The organism is Mesorhizobium sp. WSM4823 (assembly GCF_055811195.1).
Map to the genome: position 1 here is coordinate 481,460 of NZ_JBVVQL010000003.1, position 20,699 is coordinate 502,158.

21 protein-coding genes are annotated in these 20,699 nt (G+C 63.1%); 12 read left to right on the top strand and 9 right to left on the bottom strand.

Annotation, left to right across the window (positions count from 1 at the left end):
• The first annotated feature begins 115 nt into the window (after positions 1 to 115).
• Both AC0L26_RS11060 and AC0L26_RS11065 read left to right on the top strand, forming a co-directional pair.
• A complete protein-coding gene (locus AC0L26_RS11060; protein ID WP_473632536.1) occupies positions 116 to 1,942 on the top strand; it encodes an aromatic amino acid ammonia-lyase in 1,827 nt (608 codons plus the stop codon).
• A 243-nt stretch (positions 1,943 to 2,185) separates the two neighbouring features.
• Complete coding sequence (locus tag AC0L26_RS11065) at positions 2,186 to 2,509, top strand: YciI family protein (RefSeq protein ID WP_473632537.1); 324 nt, start codon at positions 2,186 to 2,188, stop codon at positions 2,507 to 2,509.
• Positions 2,510 to 2,590: 81 nt separating this feature from the next.
• On the opposite strand, the gene AC0L26_RS11070 is transcribed toward AC0L26_RS11065, so the two are convergent.
• Entirely contained in the window at positions 2,591 to 3,205 is a 615-nt protein-coding gene (locus AC0L26_RS11070) for a LysE family translocator (protein WP_473632538.1), read from the bottom strand.
• Between the two features lie 383 nt (positions 3,206 to 3,588).
• On the opposite strand from AC0L26_RS11070, the gene AC0L26_RS11075 reads away from it, so the two are divergent.
• The gene (locus AC0L26_RS11075) at positions 3,589 to 4,215 is read left to right on the top strand and encodes a DUF1062 domain-containing protein (protein WP_473632539.1); all 627 of its coding nucleotides are present in this window, start codon (positions 3,589 to 3,591) and stop codon (positions 4,213 to 4,215) included.
• Between the two features lie 60 nt (positions 4,216 to 4,275).
• On the opposite strand, the gene typA is transcribed toward AC0L26_RS11075, so the two are convergent.
• Entirely contained in the window at positions 4,276 to 6,105 is a 1,830-nt protein-coding gene (typA, locus tag AC0L26_RS11080) for a translational GTPase TypA (protein ID WP_354492588.1), read from the bottom strand.
• Positions 6,106 to 6,305: 200 nt separating this feature from the next.
• Between typA and AC0L26_RS11085 the strand changes: the two genes are divergently transcribed.
• Entirely contained in the window at positions 6,306 to 6,584 is a 279-nt protein-coding gene (locus AC0L26_RS11085) for a hypothetical protein (RefSeq protein WP_473632540.1), read from the top strand.
• Between the two features lie 116 nt (positions 6,585 to 6,700).
• Here the strand turns inward: AC0L26_RS11085 and AC0L26_RS11090 are convergent, their stop codons facing one another.
• Both AC0L26_RS11090 and AC0L26_RS11095 read right to left on the bottom strand, forming a co-directional pair.
• Positions 6,701 to 8,269: an alkaline phosphatase D family protein gene (locus AC0L26_RS11090; RefSeq protein ID WP_473632541.1), complete on the bottom strand. Its 1,569-nt coding sequence runs from the start codon at positions 8,267 to 8,269 to the stop codon at positions 6,701 to 6,703.
• Positions 8,270 to 8,547: 278 nt separating this feature from the next.
• Positions 8,548 to 9,831: an MFS transporter gene (locus AC0L26_RS11095; protein WP_473632542.1), complete on the bottom strand. Its 1,284-nt coding sequence runs from the start codon at positions 9,829 to 9,831 to the stop codon at positions 8,548 to 8,550.
• A 78-nt stretch (positions 9,832 to 9,909) separates the two neighbouring features.
• Here AC0L26_RS11095 and AC0L26_RS11100 point away from each other — a divergent pair, with 78 nt between their 5' ends.
• Entirely contained in the window at positions 9,910 to 10,527 is a 618-nt protein-coding gene (locus tag AC0L26_RS11100; RefSeq protein ID WP_473632543.1) for a TetR/AcrR family transcriptional regulator, read from the top strand.
• Between the two features lie 145 nt (positions 10,528 to 10,672).
• Positions 10,673 to 11,266, top strand: coding sequence for a hypothetical protein (locus tag AC0L26_RS11105; RefSeq protein WP_473632544.1), 594 nt, complete (start codon positions 10,673 to 10,675; stop codon positions 11,264 to 11,266).
• Positions 11,267 to 11,511: 245 nt separating this feature from the next.
• On the opposite strand, the gene ppa is transcribed toward AC0L26_RS11105, so the two are convergent.
• From ppa to AC0L26_RS11130, 5 genes are all read right to left on the bottom strand, one after another.
• A complete protein-coding gene (gene ppa, locus AC0L26_RS11110; protein WP_473632545.1) occupies positions 11,512 to 12,045 on the bottom strand; it encodes an inorganic diphosphatase in 534 nt (177 codons plus the stop codon).
• A gap of 114 nt (positions 12,046 to 12,159) precedes the next feature.
• Positions 12,160 to 12,666, bottom strand: coding sequence for a GNAT family N-acetyltransferase (locus tag AC0L26_RS11115; RefSeq protein WP_473632546.1), 507 nt, complete (start codon positions 12,664 to 12,666; stop codon positions 12,160 to 12,162).
• A gap of 157 nt (positions 12,667 to 12,823) precedes the next feature.
• The gene (locus AC0L26_RS11120; RefSeq protein WP_473632547.1) at positions 12,824 to 13,462 is read right to left on the bottom strand and encodes a TPM domain-containing protein; all 639 of its coding nucleotides are present in this window, start codon (positions 13,460 to 13,462) and stop codon (positions 12,824 to 12,826) included.
• An 8-nt stretch (positions 13,463 to 13,470) separates the two neighbouring features.
• Positions 13,471 to 14,325 carry a TPM domain-containing protein gene (locus AC0L26_RS11125; protein WP_473632548.1) on the bottom strand — a complete coding sequence of 285 codons (855 nt, stop codon included), beginning with the start codon at positions 14,323 to 14,325 and terminating at the stop codon, positions 13,471 to 13,473.
• A gap of 167 nt (positions 14,326 to 14,492) precedes the next feature.
• On the bottom strand, positions 14,493 to 15,131 hold the full coding sequence (locus AC0L26_RS11130; protein ID WP_473632549.1) for a LemA family protein: 639 nt from the start codon (positions 15,129 to 15,131) through the stop codon (positions 14,493 to 14,495).
• 164 nt (positions 15,132 to 15,295) lie between these two features.
• Between AC0L26_RS11130 and AC0L26_RS11135 the strand changes: the two genes are divergently transcribed.
• The 6 genes from AC0L26_RS11135 (at position 15,296) to AC0L26_RS11160 (ending at position 20,695) form a co-directional block, all read left to right on the top strand.
• Entirely contained in the window at positions 15,296 to 15,544 is a 249-nt protein-coding gene (locus AC0L26_RS11135) for a hypothetical protein (RefSeq protein ID WP_473632550.1), read from the top strand.
• 7 nt (positions 15,545 to 15,551) lie between these two features.
• Positions 15,552 to 16,436, top strand: a complete 885-nt coding sequence (gene pdxY / locus AC0L26_RS11140) for a pyridoxal kinase PdxY (RefSeq protein ID WP_473632551.1) — start codon at positions 15,552 to 15,554, stop codon at positions 16,434 to 16,436.
• Positions 16,433 to 17,311, top strand: a complete 879-nt coding sequence (locus AC0L26_RS11145; RefSeq protein ID WP_473632552.1) for a DUF429 domain-containing protein — start codon at positions 16,433 to 16,435, stop codon at positions 17,309 to 17,311. The genes pdxY and AC0L26_RS11145 overlap by 4 nt, the downstream gene beginning before the upstream one ends.
• 162 nt (positions 17,312 to 17,473) lie before the next feature.
• The gene (locus AC0L26_RS11150) at positions 17,474 to 18,118 is read left to right on the top strand and encodes a carbonic anhydrase (RefSeq protein WP_473632553.1); all 645 of its coding nucleotides are present in this window, start codon (positions 17,474 to 17,476) and stop codon (positions 18,116 to 18,118) included.
• A gap of 8 nt (positions 18,119 to 18,126) precedes the next feature.
• Positions 18,127 to 18,537 (top strand): nuclear transport factor 2 family protein, encoded by a 411-nt coding sequence (locus AC0L26_RS11155; RefSeq protein ID WP_473632554.1) that lies wholly within the window; start codon positions 18,127 to 18,129, stop codon positions 18,535 to 18,537.
• A 103-nt stretch (positions 18,538 to 18,640) separates the two neighbouring features.
• Complete coding sequence (locus AC0L26_RS11160; RefSeq protein WP_473632555.1) at positions 18,641 to 20,695, top strand: M3 family metallopeptidase; 2,055 nt, start codon at positions 18,641 to 18,643, stop codon at positions 20,693 to 20,695.
• Positions 20,696 to 20,699 lie beyond the last annotated feature (4 nt).

Here is a 20,699-nt window from a genome sequence, read left to right on the forward strand (position 1 = left end):
TCCTGGGGCCAACAATCGTTTGACAGGGAGACGCCGCCGGCTAGTTTTCTAGGAAACAAAATTTCCAGGGGGTGAAACTCGTACCTGAAACCTAGCTTCAGAGATGGGAGCCGTTATGCTGGACCGAATTTCCGCTCATACGCCCAAGATTTTCCTCTGCGCCCTGACCATGACATGGGCGCTCGTCGCGACACCAACGCTCGCCTTCGAAGCGGCTCAAATCTACCAACCCATCACCGAGACCGCCGCCGGCAAGACGATCAAGCTCACCGGCCGCGACCTGACCATCGAACAGGTCGTCGATATCGCGCGCAACGGTGCGAAGGTCGAACTCAGCGCCGAAGCGTTGCAGCGTTCAGCCGATGCATACGGCCTGCTTTTGCAGGGCGCGGCGGAAGGCGTGACGATCTACTGGTTCAACCGTGGCGCCGGCGACCAGCGCGAGACGGTGATCTTCTCTGGCGATCCGACCACGCCTGAAAACACCAAACTGCTGAAAGACCAGCAGTTGGCCCGCTTCAAGGGCGGCGTGACGCGCGGTTATGGGCCCGAGATGGACGACGAAGCGCTGGTACGCGCCATCATGGCAATCCGGGCCAACACGATGTCCTACGAGGCAGCAAGCCCGCAACTGACCCGCAGCCTTGTCGACATGCTGAACAAGCGTGTGACGCCGGTCGTGCAATCGCGCGGTACGCTGGGAGAAGGCGACCTGCCGACGATGGGCAACATCGCCGCCGGCATGGTCGGCGAGGGCGAGGCCCATTACCGCGGCGTCCGCATGCCGGCGGCGCAGGCGCTTGCCGAAGCCGGATTGAAGCCGCTCGAGCCGTTTGCCGCGGACCAGGCGGCGCTCATCAGCACCAACGCCTATGCGCAGGCGCAGACGGTCCTGCTGATCGAGGATGCACGAAAGCTCCTGGAGTGGACGGATCTCAGCTACGCGATGGGCCTTACCGGTATGAATTCCAGCGTCACACCGATCTCCGTGCCGGTGCAATCGATGCGGCCTTACGAGTGGCTGACGTGGGACGCCGCCCGGATCATGGATATGATCAAGGGCAGCTACCTGTTTGACGAGGATCCGGCCCGCATCATCCAGGATCCGGAAAGCATGCGGGCTTCGAGCCAGCGCCAGGGCTCGGCGTGGCAGTCCTGGGCCGAGCTACGCGATTCCGTGCTGCTGTCCATCAATTCCTCCGACCACAATCCAGCCGTCCTGCCTGGCCTGACGCCCGAAAGCTCCTGGGAATTGAGCACGCCGCAATTCATGAAATACTACATCAAGGGAGGGCCGCTGAGTAACGGCAAGTCCGGCTACATCTTCTCCAACGCCAATTGGGATCCGTATCCGATGGCCAACCAGGTCGAGGCGTTCACCATTGCCTTGACCAATCTGGGGGTTGCCGTCGCCCAGCGCATCGAGCGCTTCCGCAACCCGTTCTTCACCGTGATCAAACCCGCCGATATCCTGAACGCTGACGAACGCAAGGACATCCCCACCTTCGACGGCTATCTGGCAACCGATTTGTGGCAGGAACTCGCCGGCATGGGCACGCCGGTGACGCCTGCCGGACAGGCCATCGTCGCGACGGTCGAGGATCTGGAGGCTCAGACGCGGATCAAGACAGCACGCGCCCGCCAGGCGGTCGATCTGTCGTTTCACCTTCTGGCGCAGGATCTGCTGACGGCGAGCTACTGGATGGAGCTGCGCAAGGCGCAGGACCCGGGCCGGAAATTCGGTGAAGCGCCGACTGCCGCTCTGGCAGCGCTCCGCCAGCTGATCCCGTGGCGCCAGCCGGCCGCCGAACGGCAAAAGCGCCCGCTCGGCATGGTTGCGTATGACTTCATGCAGGACAATCCCGCGTCTAAATTCTACCAGGGTGGGCCGCAGGCACCGAAGAGTGCAACGGCACCGACGGCCGGCGTGCTGCCCAATTAGCTGGGCTCCGGCCCCGGTTCTATCGGGATGGATCAGGCCCGGGACCTGCTTAAGCACGATCCGAACCGTGCGGTCGAATGATGAATATCACGCGATGGCTCTACGAGGCATGGCCGCTACGAGCCAATCCTCGCAGTATATTAGATAGTCCTCATTTTCGTTGCTTGTTTGCCGGTTTGGTCCGATGATCACCACGCGGCGTGACCGCATGCCGGTTCGATGCCGCGATCAACGGAGGAGACCATGGCAAAGTTTCTCTATGTCTATCACGGCTCGGGCAAGATGCCGACCGACGAGGCCGAGCGGAAAGCAGCGATGGATGCCTGGAACGGCTGGTACGGCAAGCTTGGCTCGGCGGTGGTCGACGGCGGCAATCCGGTCGGCATGTCGAAGACCGTGCTGCCCGGCGGCACGGTCGAGAACAATGGCGGCAGCAATCCGACCGCCGGTTACACGATCATCGAAGCGAAAGACATCGACGATGCCGTCGCCAAAGCCAAGGATTGTCCTATCCTGACGGATCCGGGTTTCAGCGTCGAGATCGCCCCAATCATCGAAATGAGTTGACGCGCCGTTTGTTTGAGCATGATCTCTGGACAAACGAACCGTTTGTCCGAGAAAATCGGTTCCCACTTTTCGGGATCATGCTCAGGATCGCGCTGCGATCGCCGCCGCGGCGCCGGCCATGGTGCCGGCGCTGACGCGGTTGGCGATCTTCATCGCCCGCTTGCTCTTCAACAGCTTTCGCGCCTGCGCCGCCGCGAGCACCCAGGCGAGATCGATGGCGACCAGAACCACGGCCATGGTCAGCGTCAGCTCCACCCAGCCGACGACCGTCACCGAGGCGAGATCGATGATGGTCGGCAGCAGCGCCAGATAGAACATCATGATCTTGGGATTGCCGAGCGTCACCGCCATGCCGGCAAAAAACAGTTTGACGGCCGATTCCTCGCGCGGCATCTCGCCCTCACGCGCCTCGACCGGGGCGGTCCACATCTTCCAGGCGAGGTAGGCAAGATAGGCAACGCCGACCCATTTCAGCACGACAAAAGCGAGATGGAAGGTCTGCGCCACCACCGCCAGCCCGAACACCGCCAGCGACAGCCAGATGCCCTCGCCGATCCACATGGCGAGCAGGAACGGGAACACGTCGCGAAAGCCCTTTGCGATGACCCGCGCCACCAAAGCAGCGATTGAGGGGCCGGGCGAGCCAGCGGCGACGAAGAGAGCGGCGGCGAAGATCAGAAGCGACGTGAACTGCATGACCGGGATCTTTGCTTGGGACGTTGATCGGCCAATTGTAGCGCAAGTGTTCCATCGATCAAAGAAGAGGCTTGTCGGCTCGCCGCCCCACGGCTAGAAGTTGCGCCCCGACACAATTTCGAGCTTCACTTTGCCTACGTAACCGCCGGTCTCGTCAACTCCCCCGACACAATGCAGGGCGCCGCATTCGCGACCTCTGTTTCATATCACGTGTTCTTCAGGGTGGCGGTTCGAGACCGGTTTGGCGCTGCTGAACCGCTGTCGCGCACAATCATCCGCGACACCTGATTCCCGATCGCCGCAGCCTCTCGCCACGCCGTGCCCGCATGGGCATCTCGACATCGCCGATCTGACGAACTTCCCGACGGGATGGGCTTTTCGGCATGTCTTCGATACTGCGTATCCGCTGGGCGATCGCGCCCAAAACCGCACCTCGACCTCTGATCAACTGCAACCGCTGCGGCGGCCTGAAGGCCTACCAGAGCAGCGGAAAATTCCGCGTCAACGCCAATGGCAAACGCATCGATGCGTGGCTGATCTACCGATGCGTCGATTGCGACAACTCCTGGAATTTCGACATCTTCGAGCGCTGCAACCGCCGCGACATCGAACCGGCGCTTTTGCAGGCGCTCGAAAGCAACGACCCAGGCTTGGCGCGTCGCCATGCCTTCGATGTTGTCGCACTGCGCAGCAGGATCGGACGCGTCGAGGAGTTTCCCGAAGCCGCCGTTCATAAGGAGGTGCTCGGCGGCAGGCCGCAAAACTCCACCGCTTTCGAACTCCAGCTTAGGCTCGGCGTGCCGACAGCGCTGCGGCTCGACCGGCTGCTCGCCGGTGAACTCCGCATTTCGCGATCGCGGCTTCAGGCTTGGGAAGAGAAGCGATTGCTGATCGTCGGTCCGGACGGAGCCAAGGCCTTGCGCAAGCCGGCCCGAACGGGAACGGCGATCCGCATCGATCTGGCCGGCGAACCGGATCGGGACGACATTATCGCGGCTGCCGGTGGATAAACGAAAAGGGAGGGAGCACGCAAATGCTCCCTCCCCGGTAACGTTTTAACGAAGAGAAGCTTACGCCGCTCCGACCACTTTCGCCGACTTCTCAAAACGCTTGCGCTCGTTCGGGTCGAGGTAGAGCTTGCGCAGGCGAATGGTCTTCGGCGTCACCTCGACCAGCTCGTCGTCCTGGATCCAGGCCAGCGCGCGTTCCAGCGTCATGCGGATCGGCGGCGTCAGCTTCACCGCCTCATCCTTGCCGGCGGCGCGGATGTTGGTCAGCTTCTTGCCCTTCAGCACGTTCACCTCGAGGTCGTTGTCGCGGGAATGGATGCCGATGATCATGCCCTGATAGACCTTGACGCCCGGATCGATGACCATCGGACCGCGGTCTTCCAGGTTCCACATGGCATAGGCGACCGATTCACCCTGTTCGTTGGAGATCAACACGCCGTTGGTGCGGCCCGGCAATTCGCCCTTGTAGGGCTCGTAGGCATGGAACAGCCGGTTCATGACAGCGGTGCCGCGCGTGTCGGTCAACAGTTCCGACTGGTAGCCGATCAGGCCACGCGTCGGCGCGTGGAAGACGATGCGCTGGCGGTTGCCGCCTGACGGGCGCAATTCGACCATCTCGGCCTTGCGCTCCGACATCTTTTGCACGACGACACCGGCATGCTCCTCGTCGACGTCGATAACGACTTCCTCGACCGGCTCCAGCAATTCGCCGTTCTCGCCCTGCTGCATAACGACGCGCGGACGCGACACGGCGATCTCAAAACCTTCGCGGCGCATCGTCTCGATCAGCACGGCAAGCTGCAATTCGCCGCGCCCGGAGACGAAGAACGAATCCTTGTCAGGCGATTCCTCGATCTTCAGCGCGACATTGCCTTCGGCCTCGCGCAGCAGGCGGTCGCGGATGACGCGGCTGGTCACCTTGTCGCCCTCGGTGCCGGCCAGCGGGCTATCGTTGACGAGGAACGACATCGTCACGGTCGGCGGATCGATCGGCTGCGCATGCAGCGGCTCAGTCACCGACAGGTCGCAGAACGTGTCGGCGACGGTGCCCTTCGACAGGCCGGCAATGGCGACGATGTCGCCCGCCTGCGCCTCGTCAATCGGCTGGCGCTCGAGCCCGCGGAAAGCCAGGATCTTCGAGATACGGCCGGTTTCGACCTGGGTGCCGTCATGGTGCAGCACCTTGACCGCCTGGTTGGATTTCAGCGTGCCGGATTCGATGCGGCCGGTGATGATGCGGCCGAGAAACGGATTGGCCTCCAGAATGGTGCCGATCATGCGGAACGGGCCAGGATGAACGGTCGGCGCCGGCACATGCTTGATGACGAGGTCGAACAGCGGCGACAGGCCCTGGTCCTTCGGGCCTTCAGGGTTTTCCGAGACCCAGCCGTCGCGTCCCGAACCGTAGAGGATCGGGAAGTCGAGCTGCTCGTCGGTCGCGTCGAGCGCCGCAAACAGGTCGAACACTTCGTTGACCACTTCGACATGGCGGGCGTCCGGCCGGTCGATCTTATTGATGACGACGATCGGCTTCAATCCGACCTTGAGCGCCTTGCCGACGACGAACTTGGTCTGCGGCATCGGCCCTTCGGCGGCATCGACCAGCACGATGGCCGAATCCACCATCGACAGAATGCGCTCGACTTCGCCGCCGAAATCGGCGTGGCCGGGGGTGTCGACGATGTTGATGCGGGTGTCCTTCCAGTCGACCGAGGTCGCCTTGGCCAGGATGGTGATGCCGCGTTCCTTTTCGAGGTCGTTCGAATCCATGGCGCGTTCGGCGACGCGCTGGTTGTCGCGGAACGAGCCGGACTGCTTCAGGAGCTGGTCGACGAGGGTGGTTTTTCCATGGTCGACGTGCGCGATGATCGCGATATTACGAATTTTCATGTTGTGGTCTCGGGAGCGTTGCAGGCAGCAGGCCAAAAGGCGCTGCCTCTTTCGGTTGGGCGGCTCATACAGGGTTTTTCGCAATTGCGAAAGAGGAGGCGTGCCACCAAATACATGGTCACCAAATCTTAAGCGTCTTGGTGTGAAATGAAATTATTAACTAAAGCGGAACCTTTCGCGGTCGGGACAGTTCGAATTTCATGAGCAAAACGGGCATCGGATATCGGCCAATCCTCGCATGGGCTGCCCTCGCCGTCCTCGTTGCGGCAGGCGCGGCGCACTCGGCCGCGACGCTGGAGGCAGGCCTTGCCGTGCCGTCCGATACGCGTTTGGCGGAACAGCGTTTTGCCGATGCTCCCGATGGCGTCGACCCGGTGGTTACCGGACCGGTCAGCGCCGCCTTCAAGCAGAGGCAGGAAAATGCCGGCTGCGACAGCGCGGTCTGGCCTAAGATTCCGGCAGTTTGCTACCCGGATTGATAGCCGCCGACGGCGGTCGTCATCCCGGGCGTAGCAGGAGCGAAGCGACGTCGCGTTTCGGCATAGACTTTCGATCTGCGCTCCGCTTCGCGTTCGCTCCGCCCAAGGATGTCTTCTCACGCCGACCGCACCGGATCGAGCGTCATCTTGTAGAGTTCGTTGTCGTCGCGATCCATCAGCCGCACCGTCATCTGTTCGGTGGCGCCGTCAATGTCGACGAGGCCGAAGAACTGCAGGCCGGCTGAGGGCGGCAGGTTCTGGCCCTGCTCGGCTGTCGGCGCCTTGATGAATTTCAGCTCCGGACCGAAGGTCATGTCGAAATCATTGGGGCCGAAAGTGCCGGCGTGGAGCGGACCCGAGACGAATTCCCAGAACGGATTGAAGTCCTGGAACTGCGCCTTGTCAGGATTGTAGTAATGCGCCGCCGTGTAATGCACGTCGGCGGTCAGCCAGACGGTGTTGCTGATACCGGCGTTCTTTATATAGCGAAGGAGGTCGGCAATTTCCAGCTCGCGGCCCTTGGCCGGGCCATTGTCGCCATTGCTGACAGCCTCGGCGCCGGCCTTCTCCGTGGCATCGTTCCAGACGACGAGACCGAGTGGCATGTCGGCGGCGATGACTTTCCAGGTCGCGTTGGAGTTTGCCAGTTCGCGCTTCAGCCACCGCGTCTGCTGCTCGCCGAGGATGCGCGATTGCGGCGTCACCGTATCCTGCATGTCAGGGCCATTGGCGCCGCGATAGGAACGCATATCGAGGAAGAACACGTCGAGCAGCGGCCCATAGGCGATCTTGCGATAGACGCGGCCGGGTTCCGACGGCTCGTAGCGGATCGTCGTCATTTCGTGGAAGGCGCGCGCCGCGCGTGCTGCCAGCACATGAATGGATTTTTCCGAGTAGCGTTCGTCGGCGCTCAGGTCCTTCGAATCCGACCAGTTGTTCACCACCTCGTGGTCGTCCCACTGGTAGAAGGTCGGGCAGATGGCGTTGAGCCCCAGCACGTTCCTGTCCATCAAATTGTACTTCCACTGACCCCGGTACTCGTCCAGCGTCTCGGCAACTTTGCGCTTTTCGTCGATGAGAACGGTATTCTTCCACTTGCCGCCGCCGGGCAGGTCCGCCTCGTCCTTCATCGGGCCATCGGCGTAGATGGTGTCGCCGGAATGCAGGAAGAAGTCGGGCGTATGCGTGCCGATCGTAGCGTAGGTCTTCATGCCGGTGTCGTCGATGCCCCAACCCTGGCCGGCGGTGTCGCCCGACCAGGCAAACCGGATACTGCGTTTCGAGGCGGGCGCCGTGCGGAAACGGCCGACGATCGGCTCGGAGACGGCGTTGATGTCGGCGAGATCGGCCGCTGTCATGCGATAAAAGATGTCCTGATCGGAGGCGAGGTCGGTGAGCAGCCGCTTCACCGTGTAGTCGCTTGCCGGCGAGGTATCGAGCGGCGCAAGGCGGACGGCGTTGGCGAAATTCTCGGTCGAGGAGACTTCGAACATGACGCGCGACGGGCGATCGGTGCGCGTCCAGATCATGCCGCTGGTTGCGTCGACGTCACCGGACTGGACGCCATGGGTGAATGCCGGCCGCTGATTGGCGCGCGAATAATAGGGCAGCGCGAGGCCCGAGGCTCCGACGAGGCCAATGGCGCTCGCCGACGTGACGAAAGCGCGGCGCGAAATCTTGTTCATGGCTGTCTCCTGGATGGCGTTGAACGTCGCCGCCAGGCTCCAGCGTCAATGTTTCAGCCGCATCTCGAAACCATGAAGGTTTCATAACAATCGACAAGCAGGCGATCTCCCCCCTCGAGGGGGAGATGTCGCCGGAGGTGACAGAGGGGGTCGTCTTGCGTGGAGCGCCCACCTCCTACGTCTGCAAAAAGAGACCGAGCCCGGTCCGACCGACCCCCTCTGGCCGCTTCGCGGCCATCTCCCCCTCGAGGGGGAGATTAGCGATCAGCCGCCACACCTTAAGCCGCTTGCGGTTCCGGGTCGAATGCCGGCCTGCTGGTGTTGATCAACAGCGAGATACAGGCTGCGGCTATTGCCGTCATGCCGGCGATGAGGAAGGCAAGCTCGTAATTGCCCTGCAATTCACGCATGGTGCCGCCGAAGAAAGCAGCGGTCGCCGCACCCACCTGGTGGCCGGCGACGATCCAGCCGAAGACGATCGGCCCGCTGCGGTCGCCGAACGCCTCGTTCGACAGTCTGAGTGTCGGCGGCACGGTGGCGATCCAATCCAATCCGTAGAGCACGGCAAAGATGATCAGGCTGGTCGACGAGAAACCGGAATAGGGCAGATAGATCAGCGACAGGCCGCGGATCGCATAATAGACGCCGAGCAGCTTGCGGGGATCGAAGCGGTCGGTGAGCCAGCCCGACAGCGTCGTGCCGATCAGGTCGAAGATCCCCATCAGCGACAGCAGGCCGGCGGCTTGCACCTGGCCGATGCCCATGTCGCCGCAAAACGCGATCAGATGCGTGCCGACCAGCCCATTGGTGGTGAAGCCGCAGATGAAAAAGGTGGCGAACAGATACCAGAACACGCGGGTGCCAGCGGAACGGCGCAGCGTGCTGAGCGTGTGCGTGAGGAAATTGCCCTGCGAGGCCGGCGGAACCGGCGGCACGTCGTCGGCGTCAGCGCCGTAGCGCACCATGCCGATAGAAGCCGGACGCTCCGGCACCAGCAGCCAGACCAGCGGCACCAGACAGGCGGTGGCGACCGCGATGGCGATGGCGACCGGCTTCCAGCCTCCCCATTGGGCGAGCGCGGCGAGCAGCGGCAGAAACACCAGCAGGCCGGTGGCGGCGGAGGCCGACATCAGTCCCATCACCAGGCCACGATTGGTCTTGAACCAGCGATTGACGATGGTGGCGCCAAGTACTGTAGCGACCGCACCGGAACCGACCCCCGAAAACACGCCCCAGGTGAGGAGCAGGTGCCACGGCTCGGTCATCAACAGGCTGAGCGCCGTCGAGCCTGACATCACCACCAGCGATGCCAGTAGCGTGCGGCGCAGCCCGATCCGTTCCATCAGTGCCGCGGCAAACGGCCCGGTCAGGCCGTAGAGGAAGATGCCTATCGCCGCGGCGAGCGAGACGACATCGCGCCGCCAGCCGAAACTCTCCTCCAGCGGCAGCATCATGACGGCCGGCGCCGACCGCAGGCCCGCCGCGATCAACAGGCAGAGGAAAATGACGGCGACCACGACGAAAGCGTAGCGCTGGCCAAACGGGCGGGATTGAGCTATCATGTTACTGACCGGTACGTTGCAATTGCTTGAAGCCATCAATACGTACCGGTCAGTAACATTGTCAAGTGAGTTTGTTGCATGCCATCGGACAAAAATATTGAAACGTCCATCAAGGACCCTCGCGGGTTAGCCTTGCCTAGGGCCGGCGAGAAAATCCTTCGCGTGGCCCGCGACTTGTTCTATCGGCAAGGCATCAGGGCGATCGGCGTCGACGAGATCGTACGGCGTGCCGGCGTCACCAAGCCCAGCCTCTACCGCAGCTTTCCGTCCAAGGACGAACTGGCCGCGTCCTATCTGCGGCAATACGACCTCGAATTCTGGGCCCGCTTCGACGAGGCGGTCGCTGCCCATCCCGGCGATCCGCGCGCGCAGATCGCCGCCTTCCTGACCAGGATCGGCAAGCGCACGCAAAGACCCGATTACCGCGGCTGCGGCATGACCAATGCGGCCGTCGAATATCCCGAGCACGGCCATCCGGCCCGCGTGGTGAGCGAGGCCAACAAGCAGGAATTGCGAAGACGCCTGCGCGCCATGGCGGCGGCGATGGGTGCCGGCGACGCCGATACGCTGGGCGACGGGCTGCTGCTTCTGATCGAGGGCGCCTATATCAGCGGGCAGCTGTTCGGCGCCGGCGGACCGGCGAAATCCGTCGCCCGCAACGCCGACCTCCTGATCGAAGCGAGCTTGAAGAAATAGCGTTTGAATTACAGCGCCGCGCGTCCTTTCGGACGCGCAAAGGACGCTGTAACACTTTGATTCTGCGCATGATCCTTTCCGAAATCGGTTTCGATTTTCGGGGTCATGCGCTACGCTGCGGCAGCCCGAAACGGAGTTGCCTGCGATGCGTGCTCTTTTGATGATCCCGCTTGCCCTCGCCGCCCTCAGCCAGGCTGCCCAGGCCGGCGATATTTCCAGCGCCTACACCGATCTCGACGCGAACAAGGACTGCGTGACCTATGCGCAGGCAGAGGAAGGCGATGGCGACTGGGCGAGCCTCACCTGTTCGGGCTATCGTGGCTACCCGGTGCTGATCGCTTACGACGATGCGCGCGAATCGCTTTTCTATGGTTTTCCGTCCAGCGACATGACCACGGTCTGGGAGAGCTTCGTCGGCTTCAATTCGGCTGGACCCAGGCTCGAATGGCGCATCGAGACGAACGGCGATCTCGCCGTTCCCTTCGCGGTCATCCACCGCCGCTCGATCAGCAATCCCGAGGACGAGAACAAATCGACCGAGGTGCTGGTCGTCGCCAAGGTCTCCCAGCCGGAGAAGTATGACGGCTGTACGGTCGCGCTGGTGCTGGCCACCGGCAATCCCGCCGCCAATGATGAGGCGCGCAAGCTCGCCGACGAGAAGGCGCGGAGCTTCGCCTGTGGCACGGACGTGCGCGTGACGGTCGGCGACGTCCCCGCCTTCGGCCGCGTCGACAACTGACTTCGTCATCCCTGGGTGGAGCGACGCGAAGCGGAGCGCAGACCCTGGGATCCATTCCGTGACATCAACGAAGTGCGCAGCGGACCAGAATTCTGCACCGTTGCGGCGCCTTGACGTCACGGCATGGATCCAGGGGTCTGCGCTGCGTCGCTACGCTCCTTGCTCCGCCCCAGGATGACGAAGCTCAGAGGCTTTGGCCAATCTCAACGGTTGCGACAGCCCATTGTTCGTCCTTCGGGCGTGGCCTACTTGTTTTTCTTCGCCCGCTCGATCGCCTCGACGATCATCTTCTTGGCATAGGCGGCATCGTGCCAGCCCTCGATCTTGACCCATTTGCCGGGCTCGAGATCCTTGTAGTGCTCGAAGAAATGCTGAACCTGATCGCGCGTGATGTCAGGCAGCTGCGTGTATTCGGTGACGTTCTGGTAGCGTAGCGTCAGCTTGGGCGAAGGCACCGCGATGACCTTCTCGTCCTGGCCGGAATTGTCTTCCATCACCAGCACGCCGATCGGCCGCACATTGATGACGCAGCCCGGCACCAGCGCGCGCGTGTTGCAGACCAGCACGTCGATCGGGTCGCCGTCGCCCGACAGCGTGTGCGGCACAAAGCCGTAATTGCCGGGATAGCGCATCGAGGTGTGCAGGAAACGGTCGACGAACAGCGTGCCGGCCTCCTTGTCCATCTCGTACTTGATCGGCTCGCCGCCGATCGGCACCTCGATGATGACGTTGACGTCCTCCGGCGGGTTCTTTCCGATGGCTATGGCTTCAATACGCATGGCTTTTGTCCCTCTTTCGATTGGAAACCGATAGCGGGCGGTGGCGCATGGTGCAATGCGGCGAATGGTACTGATTGCGAAGCGGAACGCAGACCCTGGGATGACGAAGCTAAGTCATTCCCAGACGAAGGCGACCTTCTTCAGGGCCTTCTGCTCGAAGATCTCGACGCCCTCGGCGACGTCGCGGCCACCGGCGCCGGCATAGAAGGTGAGTGCGTTCTGATTGTCCTCCAGCGCCCACACCACCATGCCTTTCAGCCCGTGGTCGGCCAGTCGCGCTCGTGCGGCTGAGAGAAGCCGGCTGCCGAGCCCGATGCCCTGATATTCCGGGCGCACGTAAAGTTCGTAGATCTCGCCCTGCTGCTTGAGCTCGCGGGCGCGGTTCTTGCCGATCGTCGCGTAGCCGGCGATCTTGCCGCCGATCTCGACGACCAGAACGGTGGCGGCACGACGGATTGCGTTCGCCCACCAGTCGGCGCCGCGGCGGTTGATCATCGATGTCAGCGTGCGGTGCGGGATGATGCCGGCATAGGCGCCGCTCCAGGCCAGCAGGTGCACGTCGGCGATGGCGCTTGCGTCGCGCGGCTCGGCTTTTCTGATGTCGATGCTCAGCGTCTTCATGATTGGTTAACCATAAACCGGCATCGCCCGATTGCAAGAGTCCGGTAAGCGGCTCCGACGCTTTCGCACAGGCGATCGGAAGGTCCCGCGACGCACAAAGACCCTGTCTGAAAATGCGCGTCAGGCGTCCGGCAGAGTAGCGTTTACAGGCAGGCCCTCAGATTTCGACCAGATGATCGTCCAGCTCGTTGCTGTCGCCGGCCGAGACCGGGAAATGCTCCGCCAGCACCGCGCCCGTCGCTTCGATTGCCTTGATGAAGCCATCGGCGAGACGATCGTCGCCGGCATGCGCGGTAAGGTCGCGGACGACACTGTCCCAGACATCCTGGCCGACACGGCTGTCGATGCCGCTATCGGCGACCACTTCGGCGTAGCGCTCGGCAACCGAGACGAAGACCAGCACGCCGGTGCGCGCCGTGGTGCGATGGACGTTGCGGGCAAGGAACTGCTTTATCGCGTTGGCGTGCGCGGCCTGGTAGCGTAGCCGTCTCGGCACCAGATGGATGCGCAAGCCGGGCAGCGCCCACAACAGGATGAGCACCGAGGCCATCGCCAGGAGCTGGGCAATGACGAAATGCGGTACGCGGATCGACAGCCACCACACTTCCAACCCGTAACTGACCGCGAGGCTGACGACGAGCATGGCCAGCGTCGCCATGAAGGCCGCCGGAAAGAAATAGCCGTCGCTGGCATGCGCCACGACGCAGTAGATTTCGCCGTCGGTCTTCGTCTCGGCGGCGCGGATCGCTTCGGCGATGCGGTCATGATCCTCGGGGCTGATCGGTCGTGTCGCCATGTTGTCTCTCACCAGCTTCCCGAAGAGCCGCCGCCACCGGACGAGCCGCCGCCACCCGAAAAGCCGCCACCGCCTGAGGACCAGCCTCCCCCGCCTGACGACCAGCCGCCGCCGGACCAACCGCTGGACGACCGCCGGCTCGGCTCGAAAGTCATGCCCAGCCAGCGATAGCGGCCAGGTCCGATCTTCTGGCCGAAGATCGGCGGCAGGATGGAGGCGGCGATGCTGCCGAAGAAGATGAGCGCCCAGATGGCGATGAACACCGTGAAGAACAGATCGTCGGCGTTGAACGGCGCCTGCTGGTTGCGTTCGCCGCGCGCTTCCAGCTCTTCGGGATTGCCTTCCAGCACCATGACCATGTCGTCGACGGCCTTGACTATGCCGCCGGAGAAATCGCCGTCGCGGAAGGCCGGCACCATGTCGTTTTCGATGATCAGTTTGGTGTGCAGGTCGGTCAGCGTGCCTTCCAGCCCGTAGCCGACCTCGATGCGCATCTTGCGGTCGTTCGGCGCCACCAGCAAAAGCACGCCATTGTCCTCGCCGGCCTGGCCGAGATTCCAGGCGCGGAACAGCCGGTTGGCGTAGGGCTCGATCTCCTCACCGTCGAGGCTGGGAACGGTGGCGACGACGATCTGGTCGGAGCCCTTGGCTTCGAAATCCGCAAGCTTCCGGGTCAGCGCCGCCTCGGTCGCGGCATCGAGGATGCCGGCATTGTCGACGATCCGCCCGGTCAGCGCAGGCAATTCTGCGGCAAGGGCGGTGAGGGGCAGAAAGAGGGCTACGTAGAGAACGGCTAGAACGACCGGCAGGAATGCAAGGCTGGCGTTTCGTCCCCTCTGTCCTGACGGACATCGCCCCCGCAATGGGGGAGATCGACTATCGCATTGGCTTTCGCCAACTTTGAATGTTGCAGGGGTGGACGGAACGCAGAGGCTGGCAATCTCCCCCATTGCGGGGGAGATGTCTGGCAGGACAGAGGGGGGTGCGACGGAGTGCAAGGCCAATAGGGACCACGCTCACTAGCTATTCATCACCCGCCCTGCGTCGTGCCGAAATCGACCTTCGGCGTCTGCATCTTGTCTTCCGCGATGGTGAAGTTGGCAAACGGCTGGTTGCCACGGAACCACAGGGTGGCCCAAATCACCGACGGGAAGGTCTTCAGCGTCAGATTGTACTCCTGCACCGCCTGGATATAGTCGCGGCGGGCGACCGCGATGCGGTTTTCGGTGCCTTCTAGCTGCGCCTGCAGCGCCAGAAAATTCTGGTTGGCCTTGAGGTCGGGATAATTCTCCACCACTGCTAGCAGCCGCGACAGCGCGCTGGTCAGGCCGGCCTGGCTGTCCTGGAAATTCTTGATGGCTTCCGGATTGCTCAGCGTTTCCGGCGTCACCGTCACTTGCGTCGCCTTGGCGCGCGCCTCGACCACGGCATCGAGCGTATCCTTCTCGTGCGCGGCATAGCCCTTGACCGTTTCGACCAGATTGGGAATGAGATCGGCGCGGCGCTGGTACTGGTTCAGCACCTGGCTCCATGCGGCCTTGGCGTTTTCCTCCGCCGTCGGGATGGTGTTGTAACCGCAGCCGGCAAGCAGCGGCAGCACGATCGCCATCATCAGCAAGGCTGGCAGGTTGCGGAAGACGGAAGGAGAGGAAAGACGCTGGGCAAGCATGGTAAGATCCCTCAATAAGACTGACAGGCGAAGCATTACCACAATCCGCGCCCAAGAACATGATCTCCGCGTGGAAGCGTTACTGGTTCTTTATCATCCACCGCGAGGCCCTGTGATTGGCCGGGCGAACGGGTTAAAGTCGCCGCGAAAACAGGACATTCGCCATGGCGGGACGCCAGGACAGCGACGACGAATCGCGCCGCATCATCGAGCGCGTGGCACGTGAGACCGACCCAGGCGGCACCTCGTTCACTAGCGGAGCCGCGAAGGACGCGCGCGATGACGTCGCAGCAGTGGATGCCGACCGGTCGGATCCGATCGAATATTGGGGCACGCGCATTGGCCGGGCACTAGGGCTCATTATCGCCGTTGGCCTGTTGATCTGGCTCGTGCTTTTCATCACCCAAAGTTAGGAAACTCGTGAACACCGAAGAACAAGGCGCGCCGCGCGCGGTCATCGTCATCTCCAGCCATGTCGCGCGCGGCTCGGTCGGCAACCGCGCCGCGGTCTTTGCGCTGGAGACGCTGGGCTTTCCGGTGTGGGCGGTGCCGACCGTCATCCTGCCTTGGCATCCCGGCCATGGACGGGCGACGCGCATCGTGCCGCCGCTCGATCAATTCAAGGCGCTGATGGCCGATCTCGAGCGCGCGCCGTGGCTGGGCGAGGTCGGCGCGGTGCTGTCCGGCTATCTCGGTGAAGGCGGCCAGGCCGACGCCGTCGCCTCGCTGGTCGGCGCGGTCAAGGCGAAGACGCCGGATGCCGTCTATATCTGCGACCCGGTGATGGGCGATTCGGGCGGGCTCTATGTACCGGAGACCACCGCCATCGCCATGCGCGACCGGCTGATGCCGATCGCCGACATCGCCACGCCCAACCGCTACGAGCTGGAATGGATGGCGGGAGCGCCGCTGCCCGATCTGAAAACGGTGATGGCGGCCGCCCTTCATGCCGGGCCGCCGACCATGCTGGTCACCTCGGCGCCGGCGATGATGGCCGGCGGCACCGGCAATCTTCTGCTCAACGGCAACCAGGCGCTGCTGGCCGAACATCGCCTCATCTACAAGCCGCCCAATGGGCTCGGCGACTTGACGGCGGCCGTCTATCTGGCACGCATCCTGTCCGGCCAGCCGGCAATCAAGGCGCTGCAGTCGACCACGGCGGCGGTCTACGAGATCCTGGCGCGCACCGCCAAACGCGGCGGCGACGAATTGCAGCTCGAAACCGATGCACAGAGCCTGTCGCACCCGATGGCGATGGTGCAGCTTCGCCATCTCCTGCATCCGGGGCGGGACAAAAGGGCGTGACTTCGGACGGCAGCCGCGTCCTTGTCGGCGTCGATGGCTGCAAGGCCGGCTGGATCGCCGTTTGCCGCGATCCCGATTCGACACCTCGTAACTCCGGTTCGACACCTCGTAACCCCGGTTCGACACTTCGTAACCCCGGTTCGACACTTCGTAGCCCCGGTTCGATACTTCGTAACCCCGATGGGGCACCCTCGGTGGCCGTTTTTCCAAGCTTCGCAGCACTTCTCGACGCATTGCCGGCCGATGCGACGGTCGCCGTCGACATGCCGATCGGCCTGCCCGATCTTTCGCAAAGAGGCGGACGCGGGCCGGAGGCGCTGGTGCGGCCGCTGCTCGGTAACAGGCAATCCAGCGTCTTCGCCATCCCTTCGCGTGCAGCGCTTTACGCGCATACAGATGGATTCACCACGGTCGAGGCCTGGTATGCCGCCCATCGCCGGGCAAGCGAAGTGGCGAAGGCGACCTCCGATCCGCCGCGTGGCGTCTCGATCCAGGCCTTCGGCATCTTTTCCAAGATCCGCGAGATCGATGCCGTGCTGATCGCGCGTCCCGAACTGCGCAGCCGCGTGTTCGAATCGCATCCGGAGGTCGCCTTCTGCCGGCTGAATAACGATCAGGCAATGCACTTGCCGAAGAAGATCAAAGGCGCCGTCAACCTGGCCGGCATGGCGGAACGCAAGGCGCTGCTTTGCCGGCACGGCTTTGAGCAAAGTTTTCTCGATCGCGCCCCGCCGCGCGGTGCGGCTGCTGACGACTTTCTCGACGCCGCGGTGATGATGCTGATCGCCGGCCGCATCGCCAGCGGTGAGGCAAGGCCGTTTCCGGATCCGCCGCTCGCCGATCGTTTTGGCATTCCTGTCGCCATCTGGGCATGAATTTCCTGAGGCAACCGCATCGGCGAAGGCCGAATGAGGCCTTCCAGCATGACAATTGCAGTCCTGTGCAATTCGGCATTGCTCGCGACCGGCTTTTGCCGCTAGAGCCTTCCTGACTTAAAAGAGCTGCCGCCCAACCCGGAAAGGCTCCAGACGCTGCCCATGCCTCACCTTCCCGACCATCTGCTCACCGGCTACCAAAATTTCATGAGCGGCCGCTATCTCGCCGAAAGCGGGCGCTATCGCTCGCTCGCTCGCGAGGGCCAGTCCCCCGAAACGATGATCGTCGCTTGCTGCGACTCCCGCGCGGCCCCCGAGGCAATCTTCGACGCCGGCCCTGGCGAACTCTTCGTGCTGCGCAATGTCGGCAATCTGGTGCCGCCCTATGCGCCCGATGACCAGTTCCACTCGACCTCGGCGGCGCTCGAATTCGCCGTCCAGAGCCTCAAGGTGAAGAACATCGTGGTGATGGGCCATGGCCGCTGCGGCGGCATCCGCGCAGCACTCGACAGCACGGCCGCGCCCTTGTCGCCCGGTGACTTCATCGGCAAATGGATGAGCCTGATCGCGCCGGCGGCCGAGACCGTGTCCTCCAGCACCTTCATGACGGCGACGGAGCGCCAGACCGCATTGGAACGCATCTCGATCCGCTATTCGATCGCCAACCTCAGGACCTTTCCCTGCGTCTCGATCCTGGAAGGCAAGGGACGGCTGTCGCTGCATGGCGCCTGGTTCGACATCTCGACCGGCGAGCTCTGGGTGATGAACAAGGACACCGGTGACTTCGAGCGGCCGGAAATCACATAGGAGGTTGCATGGCATGCTGTCCGATCGCCTTCGCCGTAGCGGCGTTGCTGTTTTCAGTCATGTCCGCGCGCGCCGATGACGGCGCGCTCATCGGCCGCTGGTATGCGGCGCTGCTGGTCGCCGATCGCACGGAATTGTCGGACCTGCTTGCCGACGACGTCCGGATAAAACTCGACGACCTCGGCGTCGTCCAAACCAAGCAGGAGTTCATCGCCGCGATCGACGAATGGAAAGGCGCTGTCGCTGGGGCTGAAATCCGGCATCGGATCGAGAAAACCGAGGGCGGCGTCACCACGGTGATCGCCTGCTATGATTTCCCCAACAACGACATGCTGATGCAGGAAACCTTCGCGATCGCCGACAACCGTATCACCGCCAGTTCGCAGGCGGCGATCGCGGAAAACTGCGACGGCTACTGAGGCGGGTACTGGCCAGCCGCGATATTGCGTGCGGCAAGTCGGCGCCTTACATCGGTGATGATCCCGCCCTGCTTCTACAGCCATCTCAGCGAAAGATTTGTCCATGCCGTCCACAAAAGCCGTCGACCTCGCCGCCCATCCGCTGACCGCTTGGCAAGGCCCGCTCGGCCTGCCCGATTTCACCCGCATCGGCGACGGCGATTTTCCCGGGGTTTTCGATGCGGCATTGAAGGCGCATGAGGCCGAGATCGAGGCAATATCAGGCAATGCCGAGACGCCGACCGTCGAGAACACACTCGCGGCGCTGGAGCTTGGCGGCGAGGCGCTCGACCAGGTCTCGTCGATCTTCTGGTGCCGGGCCGGCGCCCACACCAACGAGGCGATCCAGGCGCTGGAGCGCGAGATCTCGCCAAAGATGTCGAGGCATTTCTCGGCGATCTCGATGAACGACAGGCTGTTTGCCCGCATCGACGACCTCTACCAGCGCCGGGAGGCGCTGAAGCTCGATGCCGAGACGCTGCGGGTGCTGGAGAAGACCTGGAAGGGTTTCGTCCGCTCCGGCGCCAAGCTCGACGCCGAAGGCAAGAAGCGGCTGGCGGCCATCAATGAGGAACTGTCGTCGCTCGGCACGACATTTGGCCAGAATCTGCTAGCCGACGAGCGCGACTGGGCACTGTTCCTCGACGAGGCCGATCTTGCCGGCCTGCCGGAATTCCTGAAAAGCTCGATGGCCGAAGCCGCCGAAATGCGCGGCCAGAAGGGCCGCTATGCCGTCACTTTGTCACGCTCGATCTACGAGCCGTTCTCGACCTTCTCCGAGCGCCGCGACCTGCGCGAGATCGCCTTCCGCGCCTTTACCATGCGCGGCCAGAACGGTGGTGACAGCGACAACACCACCGTGGTGCGCGACATGCTGAAGCTCCGCGCCGAAAAAGCGAAGCTGCTCGGCTATGCTTCCTTCGCCGCCCTGAAGCTCGACGACACCATGGCAAAGACGCCGGAGGCGGTGCATGCGCTGCTCGATCCGGTGTGGAAAAAGGCGCTGGAGAAGGCCGCAAGCGACCAGACCGAGTTGCAGCGGCTGGCGGCCAAGGCCGGCAGTAACGAAGAATTCGCTGCCTGGGACTGGCGCTTCTACCAGGAGAAGCTGCGCGCCGAGAAATTCGCTTTCGACGAGGCCGAGCTGAAGCCCTATCTGCAGCTCGACCGCGTCATCGACGCCTGCTTCGACGTGGCGACAAAATTGTTCGGCATCACCTTCGAGGAGAAGAAAGGCATCGCCACCTGGCACCCTGACGCCCGTGTTTTCGTAGTGAAAAATGCCGATGGCAGCGAGCGCGGGCTGTTCCTGGCCGATTATTTCGCGCGGCCCTCGAAGCGCTCCGGCGCGTGGATGAGCGCGCTGAAATCCGGCTACAAGCTTGGCCATGGCTCCAAGCCCGTCATCTACAACATCATGAACTTCGCCAAGCCGCCGGAAGGCGAGGCCGCACTGTTGTCGGTCGACGAGGCAAAGACCCTGTTCCACGAGTTCGGCCACGCGCTGCATGGCATGCTGACCGACGTCACCTGGCCTTCGGTCGCCGGCACCTCGGTCAGCCGCGATTTCGTCGAATTGCCCTCACAGCTCTACGAGCACTGGCTGACGGTGCCGGCGGTATTGGAAAAGCATGCGCTGCACGTGAAGACCGGCAAGCCGATGCCGAAGGCGCTGGTCGACAAGATGCTGGCGGCGCGCACCTTTGGCGCCGGCTTCGCCACAGTCGAATTCACTGCGTCGGCACTGGTCGACATGGCCTACCATGCGCGGCCGGATGCGCCGGACCAGCCGCTTCGTTTCGAAGCCGAAACGCTTCAGAAGCTCGATATGCCCGACACCATCGCCATGCGCCATCGCACCCCGCAATTCGGCCACATATTTTCCGGCGACGGCTATTCGGCCGGCTACTATTCCTACATGTGGTCGGAGGTGCTCGACGCCGACGCCTTCGCCGCCTTCGAGGAGACCGGCGACCCGTTCAATCCGGCGCTGGCCGAGCGGCTCAGGAAGAACATCTATGCCGCGGGTGGCTCGAAGGACCCGGAAGAGCTCTACACCGCCTTCCGCGGCAAGATGCCTTCGCCCGAAGCGATGATGGCCAAGCGCGGGCTGGTGTAGAGAC